The sequence below is a fragment of the Flavobacteriales bacterium genome, assembly GCA_020435415.1.
Lineage (GTDB): Bacteria > Bacteroidota > Bacteroidia > JACJYZ01 > JACJYZ01 > JACJYZ01.
Genome location: JAGQZQ010000068.1, coordinates 1 through 19,134, shown reverse-complemented (window position 1 = coordinate 19,134; position 19,134 = coordinate 1). Strand labels below are relative to the sequence as shown.

General features: G+C 48.3%; 16 protein-coding genes. 11 read left to right on the top strand and 5 right to left on the bottom strand.

The genetic code is table 11. The features are described from left to right. The 7 genes from KDD36_11015 to pyrC all read left to right on the top strand — a co-directional run. Positions 1 to 252 (top strand): gfo/Idh/MocA family oxidoreductase (locus tag KDD36_11015; GenBank protein MCB0397179.1); only part of this gene is annotated, 252 nt, incomplete at its 5' end. A gap of 52 nt (positions 253 to 304) precedes the next feature. Next, positions 305 to 1,198 (top strand): hypothetical protein, encoded by an 894-nt coding sequence (locus KDD36_11010; protein ID MCB0397178.1) that lies wholly within the window; start codon positions 305 to 307, stop codon positions 1,196 to 1,198. Next, positions 1,199 to 2,617: a sugar transferase gene (locus KDD36_11005; protein MCB0397177.1), complete on the top strand. Its 1,419-nt coding sequence runs from the start codon at positions 1,199 to 1,201 to the stop codon at positions 2,615 to 2,617. It begins immediately after the preceding gene. A 67-nt stretch (positions 2,618 to 2,684) separates the two neighbouring features. After that, the gene (locus tag KDD36_11000) at positions 2,685 to 3,044 is read left to right on the top strand and encodes a hypothetical protein (GenBank protein ID MCB0397176.1); all 360 of its coding nucleotides are present in this window, start codon (positions 2,685 to 2,687) and stop codon (positions 3,042 to 3,044) included. Between the two features lie 23 nt (positions 3,045 to 3,067). Beyond that, complete coding sequence (locus KDD36_10995) at positions 3,068 to 3,985, top strand: 3-hydroxybutyryl-CoA dehydrogenase (protein ID MCB0397175.1); 918 nt, start codon at positions 3,068 to 3,070, stop codon at positions 3,983 to 3,985. A 93-nt stretch (positions 3,986 to 4,078) separates the two neighbouring features. Continuing rightward, a complete protein-coding gene (locus KDD36_10990) occupies positions 4,079 to 6,124 on the top strand; it encodes a BatA domain-containing protein (protein MCB0397174.1) in 2,046 nt (681 codons plus the stop codon). Between the two features lie 34 nt (positions 6,125 to 6,158). Beyond that, complete coding sequence (gene pyrC, locus KDD36_10985) at positions 6,159 to 7,430, top strand: dihydroorotase (GenBank protein MCB0397173.1); 1,272 nt, start codon at positions 6,159 to 6,161, stop codon at positions 7,428 to 7,430. A 19-nt stretch (positions 7,431 to 7,449) separates the two neighbouring features. Here the strand turns inward: pyrC and KDD36_10980 are convergent, their stop codons facing one another. Both KDD36_10980 and KDD36_10975 read right to left on the bottom strand, forming a co-directional pair. Continuing rightward, positions 7,450 to 8,412 (bottom strand): glycosyltransferase, encoded by a 963-nt coding sequence (locus KDD36_10980; protein ID MCB0397172.1) that lies wholly within the window; start codon positions 8,410 to 8,412, stop codon positions 7,450 to 7,452. 1 nt (position 8,413) lies between these two features. Further along, complete coding sequence (locus tag KDD36_10975) at positions 8,414 to 9,187, bottom strand: MBL fold metallo-hydrolase (GenBank protein MCB0397171.1); 774 nt, start codon at positions 9,185 to 9,187, stop codon at positions 8,414 to 8,416. Positions 9,188 to 9,441: 254 nt separating this feature from the next. Between KDD36_10975 and KDD36_10970 the strand changes: the two genes are divergently transcribed. The 3 genes from KDD36_10970 to KDD36_10960 are packed head-to-tail and all read left to right on the top strand — an operon-like array spanning position 9,442 to position 12,325. After that, positions 9,442 to 10,572 (top strand): Re/Si-specific NAD(P)(+) transhydrogenase subunit alpha, encoded by a 1,131-nt coding sequence (locus KDD36_10970; protein ID MCB0397170.1) that lies wholly within the window; start codon positions 9,442 to 9,444, stop codon positions 10,570 to 10,572. A 22-nt stretch (positions 10,573 to 10,594) separates the two neighbouring features. Then, positions 10,595 to 10,912, top strand: coding sequence for an NAD(P) transhydrogenase subunit alpha (locus KDD36_10965; protein MCB0397169.1), 318 nt, complete (start codon positions 10,595 to 10,597; stop codon positions 10,910 to 10,912). A gap of 3 nt (positions 10,913 to 10,915) precedes the next feature. Further along, a complete protein-coding gene (locus KDD36_10960) occupies positions 10,916 to 12,325 on the top strand; it encodes an NAD(P)(+) transhydrogenase (Re/Si-specific) subunit beta (GenBank protein MCB0397168.1) in 1,410 nt (469 codons plus the stop codon). Positions 12,326 to 12,376: 51 nt separating this feature from the next. On the opposite strand, the gene KDD36_10955 is transcribed toward KDD36_10960, so the two are convergent. Next, positions 12,377 to 12,703, bottom strand: a complete 327-nt coding sequence (locus KDD36_10955) for a divalent-cation tolerance protein CutA (GenBank protein ID MCB0397167.1) — start codon at positions 12,701 to 12,703, stop codon at positions 12,377 to 12,379. A gap of 1 nt (position 12,704) precedes the next feature. After that, positions 12,705 to 13,394: a leucyl/phenylalanyl-tRNA--protein transferase gene (gene aat, locus KDD36_10950; protein MCB0397166.1), complete on the bottom strand. Its 690-nt coding sequence runs from the start codon at positions 13,392 to 13,394 to the stop codon at positions 12,705 to 12,707. A gap of 52 nt (positions 13,395 to 13,446) precedes the next feature. Here aat and KDD36_10945 point away from each other — a divergent pair, with 52 nt between their 5' ends. Beyond that, a complete protein-coding gene (locus tag KDD36_10945; GenBank protein MCB0397165.1) occupies positions 13,447 to 14,037 on the top strand; it encodes a hypothetical protein in 591 nt (196 codons plus the stop codon). A gap of 62 nt (positions 14,038 to 14,099) precedes the next feature. Here the strand turns inward: KDD36_10945 and KDD36_10940 are convergent. After that, the coding region (locus tag KDD36_10940; GenBank protein MCB0397164.1) for a PKD domain-containing protein at positions 14,100 to 19,134 on the bottom strand (5,035 nt) is incomplete at its 5' end.

The following is a 19,134-nucleotide window of genomic DNA, read 5'->3' as shown; positions in this document are numbered from 1 at the left end:
CGGATCAAAGAGATCCAGGATCAACCCGACCCATTCTCCATGGTTCTGGATCTGGGCGAAAAAGGAAAAAGAGAAATTTATTTTGAACACCCGGACATCCCTGCACACAACGCTATTAAAGAAGAGCTTCAGGCATTTCACAGAGCCATTTCCAACGGCACCAAACCGATGGTTTCGGCAGAGGACGGATACCGTGCCCTTGAAACCGCATGGCAGATTAATCATATGATGAACCATACCGAAGCCTCCTGATGAGCGCAACAATATTTCAGTTTCAACTTCGTTGATCAACCGTGCATCACTCATGATAAAAACCCAAAGCAGAACACATAATTCAAAGGCCTTGCCTGTTGGATGGGTATTACCCATGCTTGCAGTCATCACCTTTATGTCCGCGTGTGAATTGATCAATCCGGATGAGCAAATCCCAACGTACCTCAGGATTGATCAGTTTAATCTTACCACCAACCAGGCAAGTGAAGGAAGTGCCCGTCATAAGATCACCGATGCATGGGTGTACATTGACGATCAGGCCATCGGTGCATTCGAGCTGCCCGCCCGCGTTCCTGTTCCATACAGTGGCTCACATAAAGTCACGATATACCCGGGCATCAAAATGAATGGCATCAGTGCAACCAGGGTTATTTATCCCTTTTTCACCTCCTATAACCAAACACTGGACCTGGTTCCGGCAGAAACCATCACATTAAACCCAACCACCACATACACGTCCTTTACGCAGTTCGCCTGGATGGAAACATTTGACAATGCCGGTTTCTCTCTTGAAAAAACCTCAAAAAGTGACACGACCATGACCAAGGCCCTGACCGCCGATATCTTTGAGGGGAAGGGTTCGGGCAGAATTTACCTGGATACCGGTGATACATTATTTGAAGCCAAAAGTACCGATGCATTCAAGCTGCCTAAGGGAGAGGCAATCTTTTTAGAAATGCATTATAAGTGCAACCATCCATTTGTCGTTGGCCTGATTGCAAACGGCACCCAGCTGACCACCCAATTCCCCGTATTCAGCTTCAACCCAACGACCGAGTGGAACAAGATCTACATAAACCTTACCCAGGAGGTCGGTAATCAGAACAACATCATAGACTATAATGTCTTCATCGGCGTGTCGCGGGATGGGAGCTACGCAGTCAATCCGGAAATCTTCCTCGACAATTTCAAACTGGTATACTAAATGAACAGAACCCTCCAGGTCCTGAAGTACGTCATCGCCGATCTTATTTCGGCTTCATTGGCCTGGGGAATGTTCTTCATCTACCGGAAGAAGTTTATCGAACCCGTAAAATACGGCTACGAAGTCCCATATGAACTGGATCAGAAACTGGTTATCGGACTGATCATTCTTCCATTATTCTGGTTGCTGCTTTATACAATTTTCGGAACATACCGGGATATTTACAGAAAATCGCGGTTAAAGGAAATGGCCCAAACCCTGTGGGCGTCATTCATCGGTGTACTGGTTATATTTTTCGTTCTACTTCTTGATGATGAAGTGGCCAATTACAAAAGCTATTACCGCACATTCTTTGTTCTTTACGGATTGCATTTCCTGATCACGTTCCTGTTTCGTTTCCTGCTTACAAGCCACACAGCCCATCGCATTCAACGACATATCATCGGTTTCCCAACGGTCCTGATCGGAAGCAATGAGAAGGCAGCAGAGCTTTATGATGAGATGACCAATGCCAAGCATTCCAGCGGTAATCGCTTTATAGGTTTTGTGCATGTAAATGGCAACGGTAAAAAGCCGGTACTATCCAAAAAACTTCCTCACCTGGGACATGTCAACGACATCCGGGAGATATTAAGCGAATCAAAAGCAGAAGAGGTGATCATCGCCATCGAATCATCGGAACACGATAAGCTTAGGCGGATCATGGATCGCATCGAAGGGTTGGGCATCATCATCAAGATTATTCCCGACATGTACGACATCCTTTCCGGTTCAGTCAAGATGACATCTCTGTTCGGTGCACCGTTGATCGAAATCTATCCGGATCTTATGCCTCACTGGCAAAAGTTTGTTAAACGCACAATGGATATTTCGATCTCACTCATTGTACTCACGGTGGGATTCCCCCTCTATCTCATCACAGCCATCCTGGTCAAGACAACTTCAAAAGGCCCTGTATTTTACAGTCACGAAAGGATCGGGTTGCATGGTATGCCCTTTACCATTTACAAATTCCGATCTATGAAAGTGAATGCAGAAGTTGACACGCCTAAATTGTCCAGCGGCAATGACAGTCGCATTACAGCCTTCGGAAGCTTTATGCGCAAAACGCGACTTGACGAATTTCCGCAGTTTTATAATGTGCTTCGAGGAGACATGTCTCTTGTGGGGCCCAGACCGGAACGCCAGTTCTTCATTGATCAGATCGTCAAGAAAGCAGAACACTACCATCATCTTCATAAGGTCAGGCCCGGAATTACCTCCTGGGGACAAGTAAAATATGGCTATGCAGAAAACGTCAATCAAATGATTGAGCGGTTGAAGTACGACATCATTTATATTGAGAACATGTCACTCGCGCTGGATCTTAAGATCATATTTTATACCGTCCTGACTGTCATTCAGGGGCGCGGTAAATAAAGTGATAACAGCCTATTGGTTTGTGATCTAAACCTAAATTGATACCTTCGGCCATAACATTATTTCTATGAAAAAGATTCTCACCATTGTGGCCCTGAGCACAGTTTCACTGTTTGCATGTAAGTCACATAAAACCGCTGCCGTGAAGGTTCCCGGCATGTCTGCCACGGATGTGGAACGGGGCTCCGAATTATTTCCCGGTCTGACCCTCGCAGGACTGGAAAAGGGCAAAAGCATCAATGAACAATTTTGTAACACATGCCACGCGCTTAAGGATCACACCCTGTTATCGCAGGAACGACTCGAGAAAATTGTTCCCGCCATGGTGGGAAAGGTGAATAAAAAGACAGGTGAAACGTCCATCAACGAAGAAGATGCGACAGCGCTGTTGCAGTATCTTATAACGATGGGACCGGCAAGTAAGTAACATATATACGTATTCAACAAGCCATGAAGAAGATTGCCGTAATAGGTTCAGGAACAATGGGAAATGGGATTGCCCATGTATTTGCGCAAACCGGATACGATGTAGCACTCATCGACGTCTCCGATGCCGCTCTTGAAAAAGGTATGGCCACCATTACCAAAAATCTGGACCGTCTGGTTAACAAAGAAAAGATCGCTGCTGAAGATAAGGTAGCAACACTGGCCCGCATCAAAACATTCACCTCTCTTCCCGAAGGTGTTAAAGATTGTGATCTGGTCGTTGAAGCTGCCACAGAAAACACCGAGCTAAAACTGAACATTTTCAGGGAGCTGGACAAGGCCTGTGATAAACATACCATCCTGGCTTCCAACACATCTTCCATATCGATCACTAAAATTGCAGCCGTCACCCAGCGCCCGGCCCAGGTCATCGGCATGCATTTCATGAACCCGGTACCTATTATGAAGCTGGTGGAGGTCATTCGGGGATATGCTACATCAGATGATGTATGTCGGTCCGTTTTTGCCCTTTCAGAAAAACTGGGAAAAGTGCCGGTTGAGGTTAACGACTACCCGGGATTCATTGCCAACCGCATCCTGATGCCCATGATCAATGAAGCCATATATTCTCTTTACGAAGGTGTAGCAGGCGTTCATGAGATAGACACCGTTATGAAACTCGGTATGGCTCATCCCATGGGACCATTGCAGTTGGCAGACTTCATCGGTCTGGATGTGTGCCTGTCGATCCTTAAAGTACTGCACGATGGTTTTGGAAATCCAAAATATGCACCCTGCCCCCTCCTGGTCAATATGGTTACAGCAGGCAATCTGGGCATCAAGGCCGGTGAAGGGTTTTATGAATACGGCCATGACAGCAAAGATCTGGTGGTTGCGAAACGCTTTATACGCAACAAAGGACAAGCAGAAGGAGTTATTTAGCCAAACCGGTTTCCCGGTGCTTAAGACTTCTCCCGGGAAGGAAATTACCCGGAAGGTGCCTAGCCCGGTTCAAAATTTTCCTATCTTTGGGCTTTGATGAAATTTCTGAATCCCAGTCTGCTCTATGCTCTCTTCGCCCTGGCGATTCCCATTATCATTCACCTGTTCAATTTCCAGCGGTTTAAAAAAGTGTACTTCACCCAGGTTCGCTTTCTGCGAAACCTGCAACAACAAACAAGGTCCCACTCCCGCCTGAAACATTTGTTGGTGCTTACAACCAGGTTGCTCGCCCTGGCCTTCCTTATACTTGCTTTTGCCCAACCCTTCATTCCGGAAGGTGATCACCCTACAGACGCCGGAAAGAAAGCAATAAGCGTTTATATCGACAATAGCTTCAGCATGGATGCCACCAACGAAGAGGGGCGTCTGCTGGAACTGGCAAAAATGAAGGCCCGGGAGGTGGCGGATGCATACGCACCTACCGATATCTTCCAACTGATCACCAATGATTTTCTCGGAAAACAGCAACGCCTGCTCAGCAAAGAAGATTTCCTGGAAGCACTTGGAGAGGTGGAAACATCTCCGGATACACGCTCCATCAGTGAAGTATACAAGCGCCAGCAGGATGCACTTTCACAGCACCAGGGAACAAGAATTGCTTACATATTATCGGATTACCAGAAAAGCATTACGGACCTGGATGTGATAAGCCAGGACACCACCATCACACTCAACCTGGTGGCCATGCATGCTGAAAAAGCCAGCAATGTTTATATCGATTCCGTCTGGTTTGAAAACCCCGTAAGGATGTCCGATACACCGGAGCAGCTGACGGTAAGAATAAAGAATGCTTCTGACGAAGAACACGAAAACATTCCGGTGAAGTTGATGATCAACGGTCATCAGAAGGCCATGGCAAGTATCCGAACCACACCCGGATCTACTCAGGACGTGGTTTTAACTTATACCACAGAGGAATCAGGTATCCAATACGGAGAGATCGCGCTTGTAGATTATCCCATCGTTTATGATGACCATTATTTCTTTGCCTATAGCATTGCGGATAGCCTTTCTATCCTGTGCATCAATCAAAACGAAGAAAGTGAAGCCGTGAACGCGCTTTTCGGAGATGATGCTTATGTCCGTCTCAGAAATGTTTCTGCCGGAAGTATTGATTTCTCCGCATTCTCCGGTCAGCACATGATCGTTCTGAACGAGCTTACAGAAATCGCGACCGGTCTGCAGGATGAGCTTGCCAAATTTGTGAACGAAGGCGGTTCTTTATGGGTATTCCCCAACGCCCTGAACGAACAAGAACCCATCAACAGTCTGCTTTCACAGCTTGGAACCGGTTTGTATACCAGCCTGGATACCCAGCGCACCAAGGTATCATCCTTCTTTAAGGAACATTTGCTGTATGAACATATTTTCGAGAAGGTACCTGAAAACATGGACTTCCCGGTAACCGGCAAACACTACGTCATGACTTCATCACAAAGCACGTCCGAGGAAGTCTTACTAAGGCTCCAGGATAACCACCCGTTCATCAGCAGGTACAAATCAGGGCGGGGATTTGTATACACTTCCGCCGTCCCCTCAAATGACAAATCTTTTTATCCGTTTGGCAACCATAGCTTGAATGTGCTTACACTCTATCAGGCAGCGTTGCACAGTCAATCTGCCAACGATCTGTTTACCATCATCGGTGCAGATGATGCCATTACCCTGGGTAAATTGTATACCGGCTCCGAGGGCGTACTGACGATAAAGAAGCTGGGATCGGAGGGTTCGTTTATTCCGGAGCAACGTTCGGGAGGATTGAAGACCATCCTTTATACCCATGGCCAGGTTAATGAGGCAGGACTTTATGTGTTGAAGGCGGGCAGTTCAGACTTATTGGGACTGGCATTTAACTACGAACGAAAAGAATCGGAAACGGCAACATATACAGCAGAAGACCTGAAAACGATCACCCGTAAACTAGGCATATCCAGCTCATCTGTGATGGATGGAGGCATCTCGGAATTTGCCCTGGCTATCACCAGGCAGGCTGAGGGTACACGTTTATGGAGAATCTGCATTTGGCTGGCATTGCTTATGCTGGCTACTGAAACCGCTTTCATCCGATTACTGAAATGATGGTTATCATATTATTCAGTTAAACACGTATGTCATGAAAATTCTGATCAAACAAGCCAGGATCATTAACAGGGCATCTTCGCACAATGGCAAGGTCAAAGATATCCTGATCGAAGGAGGGGTAATTAAAAAGATCGGAAGCAGGTTAACGGCATCAGGCGCCAAAGTTTGCAGCGCGAAAAACCTTCACGTCTCTGCCGGCTGGTTCGACATGCAGGTTTTTGTCCCGGATCCGGGACATGAATATAAGGAAACCCTTGACGACACGTGCCGGGCTGCAAGGCTCGGTGGTTTTACGGGCATGGCGGTTCTACCCAACACCCAACCACCCAGGGACAACAAAGCCGCGGTCGAATACGTGATCAACCGCACCAGGGGACAACTCGTGGATGTGATTCCTTATGGTGCTTTGTCATCACAACTTTCCGGAGAATACATGACGGAAATGTTTGACATGATGGAAGCCGGAGCCATGGCATTTACAGATGGCAAAGAAGGCATACAGAGCAGCAATCTTCAAAAACTTGCTTTGCAATATGCACTCGATTTTAACGGGCTGATCGTGAGTTTTCCGATGGACAAGAACCTGGCAGCACATGGAGTAGCCAATGAAGGGTTAGTCGCAACACAACTCGGAATCCCCGTTATCCCGGCACTTGCAGAAGAGATCGCCTTGCAACGGGATCTTTACCTTGCAGATTACACCGGAGGCCGGTTGCACTTTGGCACCCTTTCAGCCAAGCGTTCCATGGACCTGCTCCGCGATGCCAGAAAGAGGAAGCTAAAGGTAAGCGGTGGCGTTTCCGCGCACCATCTCCTCCTAACCGAGACGGCACTGAATGATTTTAACAGCGACGCCAAGCTCATGCCACCCCTTCGGGAAGAAGCGGACCGGCAGGCACTGATAAAAGCCCTGAACGACAATACCCTGCAGGTCATTTGCTCAGACCATTGCCCGGAAGATGACGATGAGAAAAGGAAAGAATTTGACATGGCTGCGTTTGGTGCAAGTGGCATTATTACCGCATTTGCAGTAGCGAGAACCGGGGTTGACAAAAAAGTAAAACTATCGACCCTGGTGGAGGCATTTTCCACCAACCCCAGAAAGATCCTCGGTCTCCCGGATATTATTCTTGAAGAGGGTGCACCGGCCAACATTACAATGTTTGATCCGGACCTGCCATGGACGGTTACGCCGGAGTCGCTTTCCTCAAACTGCATCAACAGCCCGGTGCTTCACCAGAAGCTTACAGGCAAGGCTTTGGGAGTTATCAATCACGACCAGCTTTTCTGGAATATCAAATAACCCGCTGAATTCAATAAAACTATTTGGTGCCGAACGGGAGCAGTTGATGCTTGCGGGTATAAGTGCTGGATGGTGGCGTCTTGTGAAGTTGTTCACCATTCATGACCCGTTCGTAATACACGAGGTAATCTTTCGCCATCTGATTCGCATGAAAGCGATCAATGACATATTGGTGACACGCCTTCCGGTCGAAGTCCTCAATATGGTTCATCGCTTCGGTGAGTTCTTCAGGGTTGTTGGAAAGAACACCCATATCTGAAGGCACCAGTTCGGGTAGAGATCCATAAGGGGTCCCCAGCACCGGGCCGCCAAAATACAGACTTTCCAGGATGGACAGCCCGAACGGTTCATGCCAGCGAATCGGGAACAATAAACCTTTGGACGTGTTAAGGACCCGTAACTTCTCCTGTCCGCCCAAAAATCCTTTGTACTTCACCAGGGTATTGAAGGTAAATCCCCGGGAACCGATAATCATCAAAGGTTCCCGCACCGATTTGGTCAATTGAATGGCGCCTATCTTATTTTTTTCAAGCCTTGAACCTTTTGCAAGGAAGGTCCAGTGCGATCGCTTCTGGTTCCAGTCTACCGTACCGTAATCGTCCAGGCCAAGTCCATTATAAACAAAATGCGCACTGTTATGGCGTCTTGCATGATCTTTGGAAACAAAAACGGTTTGCGGATCATACACCTCCCCTGGTTTGCCATTACCATGAATCGTTACCAGATATGGTTTTTTCAATGGTTCCCTGATGGGAAAATGAATGTGCACGAGATCGGCATTTTCGGGAATCTGTTCATCCAGGGATTTGCCCGGCTGCAAAGGAAGCACATCGGCAAACGGACATGAAGATCCAGGCGCAACCAGGTAGGTAACCTTGTGCCCTGCGCGGGTAAGCTCCTGCCCCAACCACCAGATCACCCTCTCCGTACCGCCGTATTTCAGAACGGGAATTCGTGTATTGTTAACAATGACAATATGCATCTCAGGCAACTGGCATTTCTATTTGCAATCCATCATAGGCCAAATATACATCAGGAGGCAGTTGTAACGAAACATCCGCGTGTTTTCCCAACTGATGACTGATATGAGTCAGGTATACCTCAGCAGCGTTCAACTCCTTGCCCAGTGCAATGGCTTCGTCCAGGGTAAAATGAGACACATGGGCTTCTTTTCTCAGGGCATTCAAAACAAGAATCTTCGAATCTCTCAACATCTCCTTTTCCGGATCATCTATGGCGTTGGCATCCGTAACATATGAAAAATCAGCAAAGCGGAATGCCATGACCGGAAGTTTGTGATGCCAAACATTTACCGGCAGTACATCCATATCTGCCACTTTAAAAGCTTCACCCTGATGAATGGTGTTCATGTTTACCCTTGGAACTCCCGGATAACCTTCGTCATGAAACACATAATGGTATTCTCTTTCCAGTGCTTTCTGAACCCTCACAGATGCATATACCTCCATAGGTTTCCCACTTTGAAAGTTAAATGCCCTTACATCATCCATTCCGGCAATGTGGTCTTTATGTTCATGGGTAAACAGCAGCGCATCTAACCTTGCGGCATCCACATTCAGCATTTGTTGTCTGAAATCAGGGCCGGAATCCACAACCACCACCTGTCCGTTGTGTTCTATCATCACAGAAGATCTCAGACGTTGGTCCCTGGAATCATCAGAGCGACACACATCGCATGAACATGCGATCATGGGAACTCCAGAGGACGTACCGGTTCCTAAGAATGTGATTTTCATCATTTCAGCCTCATCAAGATTCGGCGGGCAACGGCCGTGATGCAACCTGCCGGGGGGTAAAGGTGCGAATTAAAGGCGAATTGATCACACCCTGAATGTAATTCCGTTTTTTCGCTTCAATAAGGGGGCATACCTGCCTCTGAAAAAACCAAAAATAACCCGAGACAACAACGCCTGCATATTTTTCATATATCAATTTTTCTTCCTTACTTTGGCCGGTCCAACTATTATCATAAACCAATCTATAGCGTACTGTGAAATTAGGTGTACCAAAGGAAACAAAGGATCGCGAGAGGCGGGTAGCACTCACCCCAACGGTGGTCAAATCACTTATCTCCAAAGGATTTGAAGTGATCGTCGAAAGTGGTGCCGGTGACAATTCCTTTATATATGACGAGAAATACAAGGAAGCCGGTGCAACCATCGCAGACAAGAACAAAGTATACTCGGAGTCGGATGTGGTGTTAAAGGTAAACGCACCTTCCCCTGAAGAGATCAGCCAGATGAAAAAAGACGCGGTGCTGATCTCTTTTATGTTTGCGGCCGTCAACAAAGAACTTGTTGATGCGTGTGCCAAGCAGGGAATCAGTGCTTATTCCATGGATGCTATTCCAAGAACTTCACTGGCACAGAAGATGGATGCTTTGAGCTCTCAGAGTAACCTGGCCGGATACAAGACGGTATTGTTGGCCGCCAACGCCTTAGGGAAAATATTCCCACTCCTGATGACTTCCGCCGGAACATTAAAACCGTCACGGATTGTGATCATGGGTGCAGGGGTTGCCGGACTTCAGGCCATTGCCACCGCCAAAAGGCTGGGTGCCATTGTGGAAGTTTCCGACATCAGACCCGAAACCAAAGAACAGGTGGAATCACTCGGTGGTAAATTTATTGAGGTCCCTGCAGATGAGTCCGTCAAAATGGAAGGCGGTTACGTGAAGGGTGTATCCGAAGAATTCCTCAAGAAACAAAAAGAACTGGTCGCCAAACACGTGGCCGAAGCGGATGTGGTGATCACCACAGCATTGATCCCGGGAAAGAAAGCCCCGGTGCTTATCACCGCAGACATGGTAAAGTCCATGCGCCCGGGTTCGGTCGTTGTGGATATGGCCGTCGAACAAGGTGGTAACTGTGAGCTCAGCGAGATGAACAAAACGGTAGAAAAAGAAGGCGTGATCATCATCGGAGAGACCAATCTGCCCAGCACAATGCCGATGAATGCCAGCGAGCTGTATGCAAAAAACATCAGTGAATTTCTTCTGCATGTGGCCTCGTCGGAAGGTTTCAAGTGGGATATGGAGGAGGAGATCAACAAAGGCTCCCTCATTGTTCACGCCGGCAAGAAAGTTCACCCTACGGTAATGGCAGAAGCAGCCACCGCGTAATTCATCAACCAAAAACATTCTCATGGAAATTCTCGATTTTCTTTACAAACATATGGATATGGTCTATGTGGTGATCCTGTCCATACTTCTCGGTGTGGAAGTGATTGCGAATGTGCCTTCGGTACTTCATACACCACTGATGTCAGGCGCCAACGCCATTCACGGTGTGGTTATCATCGGTGCTATTATTATTATGGGTAAAGCCCAAAGTGATGATATCCTCGCGCTTATACTCGGCTTTCTTGCGGTGATCCTCGGAACACTCAACGTGGTCGGAGGGTTTGTTGTGACAGACCGGATGTTGGAAATGTTTAAGAAAAAACCTGCTAAAAAAGACTAAGCCATGGGCGCTCACATTCTTGAAATCGGTTATTTATTTGCTTCGATTCTCTACATTCTGGGACTGAAAAAACTTAGCGGTCCCAAAACCGCCAGGTCCGGTAATCTATGGGCTGCAGTGGGTATGACCGTTGCGATTTTTGCCACCATCTTTCTTTATAAAGATGAGAACGGAAACAACCTGGGGAATCTCGGGCTTATTTTCGGCGGTATTGCCATCGGTACGGTCATTGGTTGGATGATCGCCAAAAAGGTGGCCATGACCGCCATGCCTCAGATGGTATCTCTTTTCAATGGAATGGGTGGTGCCTGTGCGGCCATCATCGGACTCATTGAGTTCCCCCATGCCATGCACGCCGAAAATCCCGACCGTTTGATCCTTCTGACGATCTTTTGCGGACTGGTGATCGGTACCGTATCATTCTCAGGATCTATGGTGGCCTTTGCCAAACTGAACGGGAATATGAAGAAAGACATCCGTCTCCCCTTCTATAACATCCTGAACACACTCCTGATCATTGGTATCCTGGGGCTGACTGCATGTCTTTCCATGGATAACATCCCCAACGCTGAGATGTGGGTATACATCCTGTGTGCCGCTTCATTTCTTTACGGGGTACTGTTTGTTATCCCTATCGGTGGTGCAGATATGCCCGTGGTGATATCATTGCTCAACTCTTTCACCGGGATGGCAGCGGCCTTCGGTGGTTTTCTTTATGACAACATGGCCATGCTCACGGGAGGTATCCTGGTGGGATCCGCCGGAACAATCCTGACCGTCGTCATGTGTCAGGCAATGAACCGCTCACTCACCAATGTAATCTTCGGAGCCTTCGGTACCGGTGGCGTTGCAAAAGCCGCCAGCGGAGATGGTGTACAGAAGAGTTTCCGTGAGGTAAGCCCATCTGATGCGGCCGTTCTCATGAACTATGCCACCAAGGTGGTGATCGTACCCGGATACGGTCTTGCCGTAGCCCAGGCGCAACACGTAGTACATGAACTGGAAGAGCTTCTGGAATCCAGAGGCGTCGAAGTCAAATACGCCATTCACCCTGTGGCCGGCCGGATGCCCGGACATATGAACGTATTGCTCGCAGAATCCAATGTGGATTACGGAAAGCTGGTTGAGATGGAAGACATCAATCCGGAGTTTTCAACCACAGATGTGGTGCTTGTACTCGGAGCCAACGACGTTGTAAACCCAGCCGCGAAAGAAGATCCATCCAGCCCTATCTACGGTATGCCCATCCTGAATGTTGAAGACTCAAAACAGATCATCATCAACAAGCGAAGCATGAGCGTAGGTTACGCAGGTATTGACAATGACTTGTTCTACAGGGATAAGACCAGCATGCTCTTTGGTGATGCCAAACAGGTGTTGGCAAAACTGGTTGAAGAAGTCAAGGCGCTTTAAGGGAACAACCCAAGAATTATTCAAACCCCGGTCCCATGGATTCGGGGTTTTTTATTTCCCGTTATCAGGCGCCCCAACTGACGCTGCCAGCCAATCTATGTACGGCGCATGTCCATCGGACAACGGCCAGGCAACAACACAAGGGCATTCATACGAATGAAGTGAAACGACCCGGGCACGCAATGCTTCAAAATTGTCCGCTGAGGTCTTGGCAATACACACTGTCTCCCCGGCCTCCTCTACCCTGCCCTGCCAACGATAGATAGATTTCATCCCATCCCAGAAATTGACACAAGCTGCCAATCCTTCCTCAACAAGAATCCTCCCGATCTGTTCTGCTTCCTCAGCATTTGGAAAGGTGAGGTAAACCATCATCATGTTAGTCATTGCTGTATATCCATTTACCATTCAGGGTGGGTGACACCAAACACTCCTTCAGGGTGGTTAGAAATTGGGTACGCGGAATTTCCCGTGCGCCCAGTGAGGCCAGATGCGATGTATACACCTGGCAGTCTATCATACGAAAGGATCTTTTCCGGAGCCATTGAACCAACGTTATGAAACCGATCTTGGACGCATTTGACATTTTGGAGAACATCGACTCACCAAAGAAGGCAGTTCCCATGGATATGCCATACAATCCTCCGACAAGCTGCCTTTCATGCCAAACTTCCACCGAATGCGCCCACCCTTTGTTATGTAAATCCATATATGCTTTAACCATATTGTCGGTGATCCATGTGCCGCGCTGGCCTTTCCTGAAACCAGACTTACAGGCTATGATCACCTCACCGAATGCCTGATCAAAGGTCACTTCAAACGCATTTCCATTCAGCACCGGACGCATACTCCGGCTGATCTTCAGCTCTTCCGGGAATAGCACCAGTCTGGGATCAGGTGACCACCACATAACGGGGTCGTCATCATTATCGAACCATGGAAATATTCCTTGTGAATAGGCCTCCAGTAAACGGCCTTCCGACAGCTGTCCACCAACCGCCAACAAGCCTTCTTCATTTGCCAATTCCGGTGAAGGGAAAACTTCTTTATCCCCAAGCCAGTATACCATGATCGGTAATTTTTATCAAATTTAACGTTATAATCAAAAAAGGACCAGCCAGATGAGCATACCATCAGATCGCAAAACGCCAACGTACAAGGCCATCATGCATGCGGTCAGTCTCAGTCTGATCCTGGGTTTCTCCTCAATCACTACCGGTGTTCAGGCACAGGGCCCCTCTGATGAGGCTTTCAGGGATAACAAGAAAGTCTACAGCAATGGCTTCAGTTTTCTTGCCGGTATACATTATTACCGGCACAGCTATGTTGAATTCCATCTCGCCACAGGAAGTCAGCCCCGCATCAATCCGTTGATCCCGGAGAGAAGCAGGTATGGCATTCATCGTCTTACAGGCGGCTTGTCCATCGGTTACCTGCCACATTTTTTTGCCGGCCCCTCTGCATCTTACATGTACACTTCCGGATACAGCACCGGGTTTGCCCTTCGGTTAAATGCAACCTGGCTAACTGACTTCAAGGAGTCTGTCATGATCTTCAGACCTGATGTAGGTATTCAGTTTGAGAAGCGGTGGCAATTGCTTTTCGGGCCCAATCTGAAACAGGGACAGGGTGAATTCAAGGACCTCATTGAGACCTTCAATCTTTCGCTGGTGTATGTCCTCACCAGAAAGTCATTGATGTATTACCAATAAAAAAATCAGGTGATGCGGTCAATACCACATCACCTGATCCTGTTTTTCCTGTATTCTCCGGATTACTCGATCACGACCTTTCTTGTCACCACTGCGCCTTCGGCAATCACCTGGAAGAAATAAACGCCCGGCACCTTTCTGTCAAGATCGACCATACGGCTTACTTCACCAACGACATTTCCGAGTGCTTCGCTCCAGACAAGCTGTCCATGCATATTCATCAGACGCACCTCCACATTCTGTCTTTTCGCCACATCCATTACAAAGGCAAATGTGCCTCCGTTCGGATTCGGGAATAGCACCACTTTACCCAGTGATCTATCCAAACCTCCGAGACCTCCCGGAGGTGGCGGCACGATGGAAGATTTATTGGAACGGGAAGAATTGTAGTTCTTCGTTTTCTGCGTTGGCGTACAACCCGTAGCATGAACCACTTCCACCACATAATAGACCGTATCAACACCTACGTTCGAAGTAAAATCATTGTATCCTGTGATGGATCCGGCCACCGTTGTCAACAAGGTCATCGGAGCCAGGTTGGTTCCTCTCCATATGTTGTATGACGGCACGAACATGCCCTCATACGGATCCCAGTCCAGCACGATCTCCTCTCCAAGTCCAGGCGAAGTTCCCAGGAACATGGTCTTATGGATTGTTCCGGGATCCGATTCATTTGAGCACGAGTCAACAGCCGTGATCCTATACCTTGCAGCCACCGCCCTGGGGTCAGAAGTACTGTCAAGGAATTCACTGTAAACATCATAATATGGAACATTTCCTATTAAATTAAACTGACCCTGAATCGTGCCTTCCTTATAAACATTGAACGATGCAATACCCAGGCCGTCGGTCTTTTCCCAAACCACCACATTCTTCTCCAACACAGAGTCTACTGTCACAACACATATTTCGGGCGTAGGTGTTGAGGTCAGGATCGTGCATCCTTCCATGCCGATACACCCATTGGCGTCCACTACAGTCAACTGGTAGTTTCCGGGAGTGAGTCCGGTAATGGTTGGCGTGGTCTCCCCTGTTGACCATACATACGAATACGGTTGCGTGCCTCCGCTGGCAGCAGCCGACGCACTTCCCGCATTCTGGGTACAAGCGGTAGGCACCACATCGATCGTTGCGGTGACAGAGTCCGGTTCCGTAATGGTATAGTTACGTACGGAGAGACAATTGGCTCCATCCTGAAGAATCAGTGTGTACAGTCCGGGAGCCAGGTTATTCACATCCTGTCCGTTTGTTCCGGTAGACCAGGTGTAAATATAAGGTGTGGTCCCACCGGTGACGGTAATGTCTATTGCACCATCCGTTGTACCGTAACATGAGGTATTCGTGATCACGTTGGAGATCACCGGCGAGCCGGTATTCTCAATGGTCACCTCCTTGCTTTTCACACACCCGGAAGCATCGGTAACCGATACGGTATAGGTTCCGGCGGGAAGTGGCGACTCCGTCGTACCCGTGCCACCTGACGACCAGGCATATGTATAAGGCGCTGCTCCCCCTGAGGCACTGATCGATGCCGAACCTGATGCCGTACCACAATTTGATTTCACCGTTGACGCCGTGAGTTTGATCTCACCCGGCTGAGTTACACCCACATTGATCACCGAACCACATCCACCGGCATCGGTTACGGTCACCAGATAGTTGCCGGCAGCCAGGTTTTCTGCCTTCTGTGTTGTAGCCCCGGTGGACCATACAAAGGCAAATGGCGCTGTACCACCTGTTACGCCAACAAACACTGAACCGTCTGCCAAACCGAAGCATGAAGCATCCGTTACCGTGTCTGGACTTAGAACCGGGGCACCGGTCTCATTCACATTCACACTTCCTACCTGACTGCATCCATTGGCATCCGTTGCTGTGACAAAATAAGCGCCCTTGGCCAGATTGGTGATAATGGCATTGGTTGCACCGTTTGACCATAAGTAGGTATAAGGCGCAACTCCGTTTGACGCGTTGACACTGGCGCTACCGTCCGCTCCTCCGCAACTTGCATCCACCTTGTTGGCGGATACAGAAATCGAAGGCGTTTGGGTAACCGAAACGGTCTTCACGGTACCACATCCGTTCATATCCGTCACGGTAACCTCATAGGTACCGGCGGATAGCCCGGTTGCTGTATCCGTGGTTTGCGAAAGTGCATCATCCCACATGAAAGTGAAAGGCGCCTGTCCGGTAGTTGGCGTTGCAAGCGCGACTCCATCGCTGCCTCCGTAGCAAGTTACCGAAGACAACATGGTTACGGATACCGATGGTCCGCCAACTCCACTGACGTTCACTGCACCGGTGACGGTCTGGCTGTTTCCACATGCATTGGTGATAAGCAAATTCACGGCATAGTTGCCAGGGTTAAGGTAGGTATGTTCAACGGTCGGAGAAATGGTCGTAACCGTATCGCCGTCACCAAAGTTCCAGAAGAATTTGGAGCCCCCGAAGCCGATAAACGTCACCGGTGTACAGGTTGTATATCCCTGATTTCCCGCTGCGGGCTGTATAAACAGATCTCCATCCACCAGCAGGTTGCCACCAATCTTCACAAGAACAGAATCCGTTACTGAGTTACCACACTTGTTGGTGATGGTCAGTTTTGCCCAGAAGTTACCTTTGGACTGATATGCATGCTTGACGATGGTTACAATGGCGCCATTACCAACCACCAACTGCTCAGTGGCCACTGCAACAGATCCATCGCCAAAGTCCCAGCTATTGCCGGGATAATTTCCGTAGAAATAAAAGACGATGGCATCACCGGCACAACCTGCATATTGGGATTGCGCAACAACACCAAATGTTTCACCATCCAGGGTTGGTACTGCGCCGTTATTGATCACAACATTACGTTTGATTGTGGCTTTCCTGCCGCAACCATTCACCGCTGTGATGGTGACCACATAGGTCCCAACAGCCGGATAGGCATGATCTGTTCCGGCGGACACCGTCGTATCACTTTTACCATCACCGAAATCCCACCAATAGGTATAGCCTTCGCCATCATCCGAGTTCGGAACAAACTGTACAATATCGCCAGGGCAAGCCGGATTTGGAAGGATGGTGATATCTACTTCACCAACCAGCGCATTGTCGACCACATTCACGGTCACATACCTTGTGATGGTGTTGCCACAACCATTCAGAATGGTTACACCAACCGTATAAGTCCCAAGTGCAGCGTACCGATGATCGATGCGGTGGGTGGTGGTGGTATCAACCGTACCATCACCAAAATCCCAATAATAGGCATTGAAGCCCTGATATGTTTGTAATGAAACCAGGTCTCCCGGACAATTGTTTTCCGGCCACGCCCAAACATTAATGTAGTTGGGGAACTGTGCCGTCGTATCAACATTCAGGAATGTGGAAATGGTGGTATCCTTTCCGCAGTAATTGGTCATATTAACCGATACCACATAGTACCCGACACTATCGTAACTGTGGTTGGCATTCGCACCACCGAAGGCGGTGTCTCCATCGCCGAAAGTCCAGGTATACGATTGATAACCGTAAGGGGCATCCATACGGATCTCATGACCGGGGCAGGACCTTTGTGGGTCCACCCAGATATTGAGATCACCTGTAAAATCAAGTGTTGAATCAATGGTCGCCAAACCCTGAATGGTGGTATCGACGCCACAGTGATTGTAAATGGTTACCGTTACCGGATACACACCCGGAGCATCATAACGGTGGTCACGGCAGCTCCTGTCGGTAGAATCCTGTGGAGAACCATCTCCGAAATCATATACATATGCGCGATAGCCATAAGGATTACAGATGGTCACCTCTTCTCCGGGACATGATATCGCATCATACACGTCCATTTTAAAATTGGGATCTCCCTGGGGAAACCCAACATCATCGCTTATGGTCACCGTTTCGGTCAGGACAGTATCCAATCCACAAAAATTGGTAATGGTCACCTTAACGTCATACGTTCCAACAGTATCATAACTGTGATCCCGGTAACTGGTCATAGCCGAATCAACCTGTCCATCACCGAAATCCCATAGGTACGACTGGTAGCCATAGGGAACATTAAAGTCTATCCGCTCACCGGGACATGACAGTTCGTCGTACACATACATTCTGAATTGACTGGGGTCCGTTGGGAATCCAACAGAATTGTTCACGGACACCGTCGCGTTAATCAAGGTGTCTTTACCACAATGGTTATAAACCCGGACTGCAACATTATACGTACCCACGGCATTAAACTTGTGGTTACGGTAATAATCAAATGTGGAATCCACAGGACTTCCATCCCCAAAATCCCAAACATAACTTTGATAACCGCTCGGCGCATTGAATTGAACTTTCTCACCAGGACATTTGGATCCTATCGGATAGAAGTCGAGTTTAAAGTACGGATCATAACTAAAACCCTGATCGCTGTCCACCATTTGAACATACTGTAAAAGTGTATCCTGTCCACAGTGGTTATAGATTCTGACCTTAACCGTATAAGATCCCGGTGATGTAAAGATGTGATTCCTGTACGCCCCCTGGTTGGAAGACAATGAATCCTTCGGACTTCCGTCACCAAAATCCCATACGTAGGTTTGATAGCAACAACTTGCGTTAAGTGATATGGATGCTCCCGGACAAACCGTCTTATTAGGCCCTGACAACTGCGCTCCCTGCGTAAATCCGGCATCAGGCACCACACGTATCGTATCACTGAGTGTATCTGTCTGACCACAGTGGTTAAACACAACCACCCTTAACGGGTAATTTCCTACGGACTTATAAATATGCTCCAAACCGTTCCATTGTGTGGAGTCTTTTTTACCATCACCCCATAACCAAACATAGCCCTTATAATTTCCACCGTTTCCAACGTAGACATATGTTCTTTCTCCGGGACAGAGTATGGCCGGGCTCAGGTTAAGGGTCAGGTTCGGAAAGCCAAGCACCGGCTTCACCCTTACCGTATCTGTCACCAGCGTATCCCTCATGCAGTGGTTATATATGCGCACACGCACGACATACGTTCCCACAGACGGATAAAGATGGCTCCTGTTATACTGACTGCTTGAATCCAGCGGTGTTCCGTCGCCATAATCGAAGACATAGGACTTAAAACCT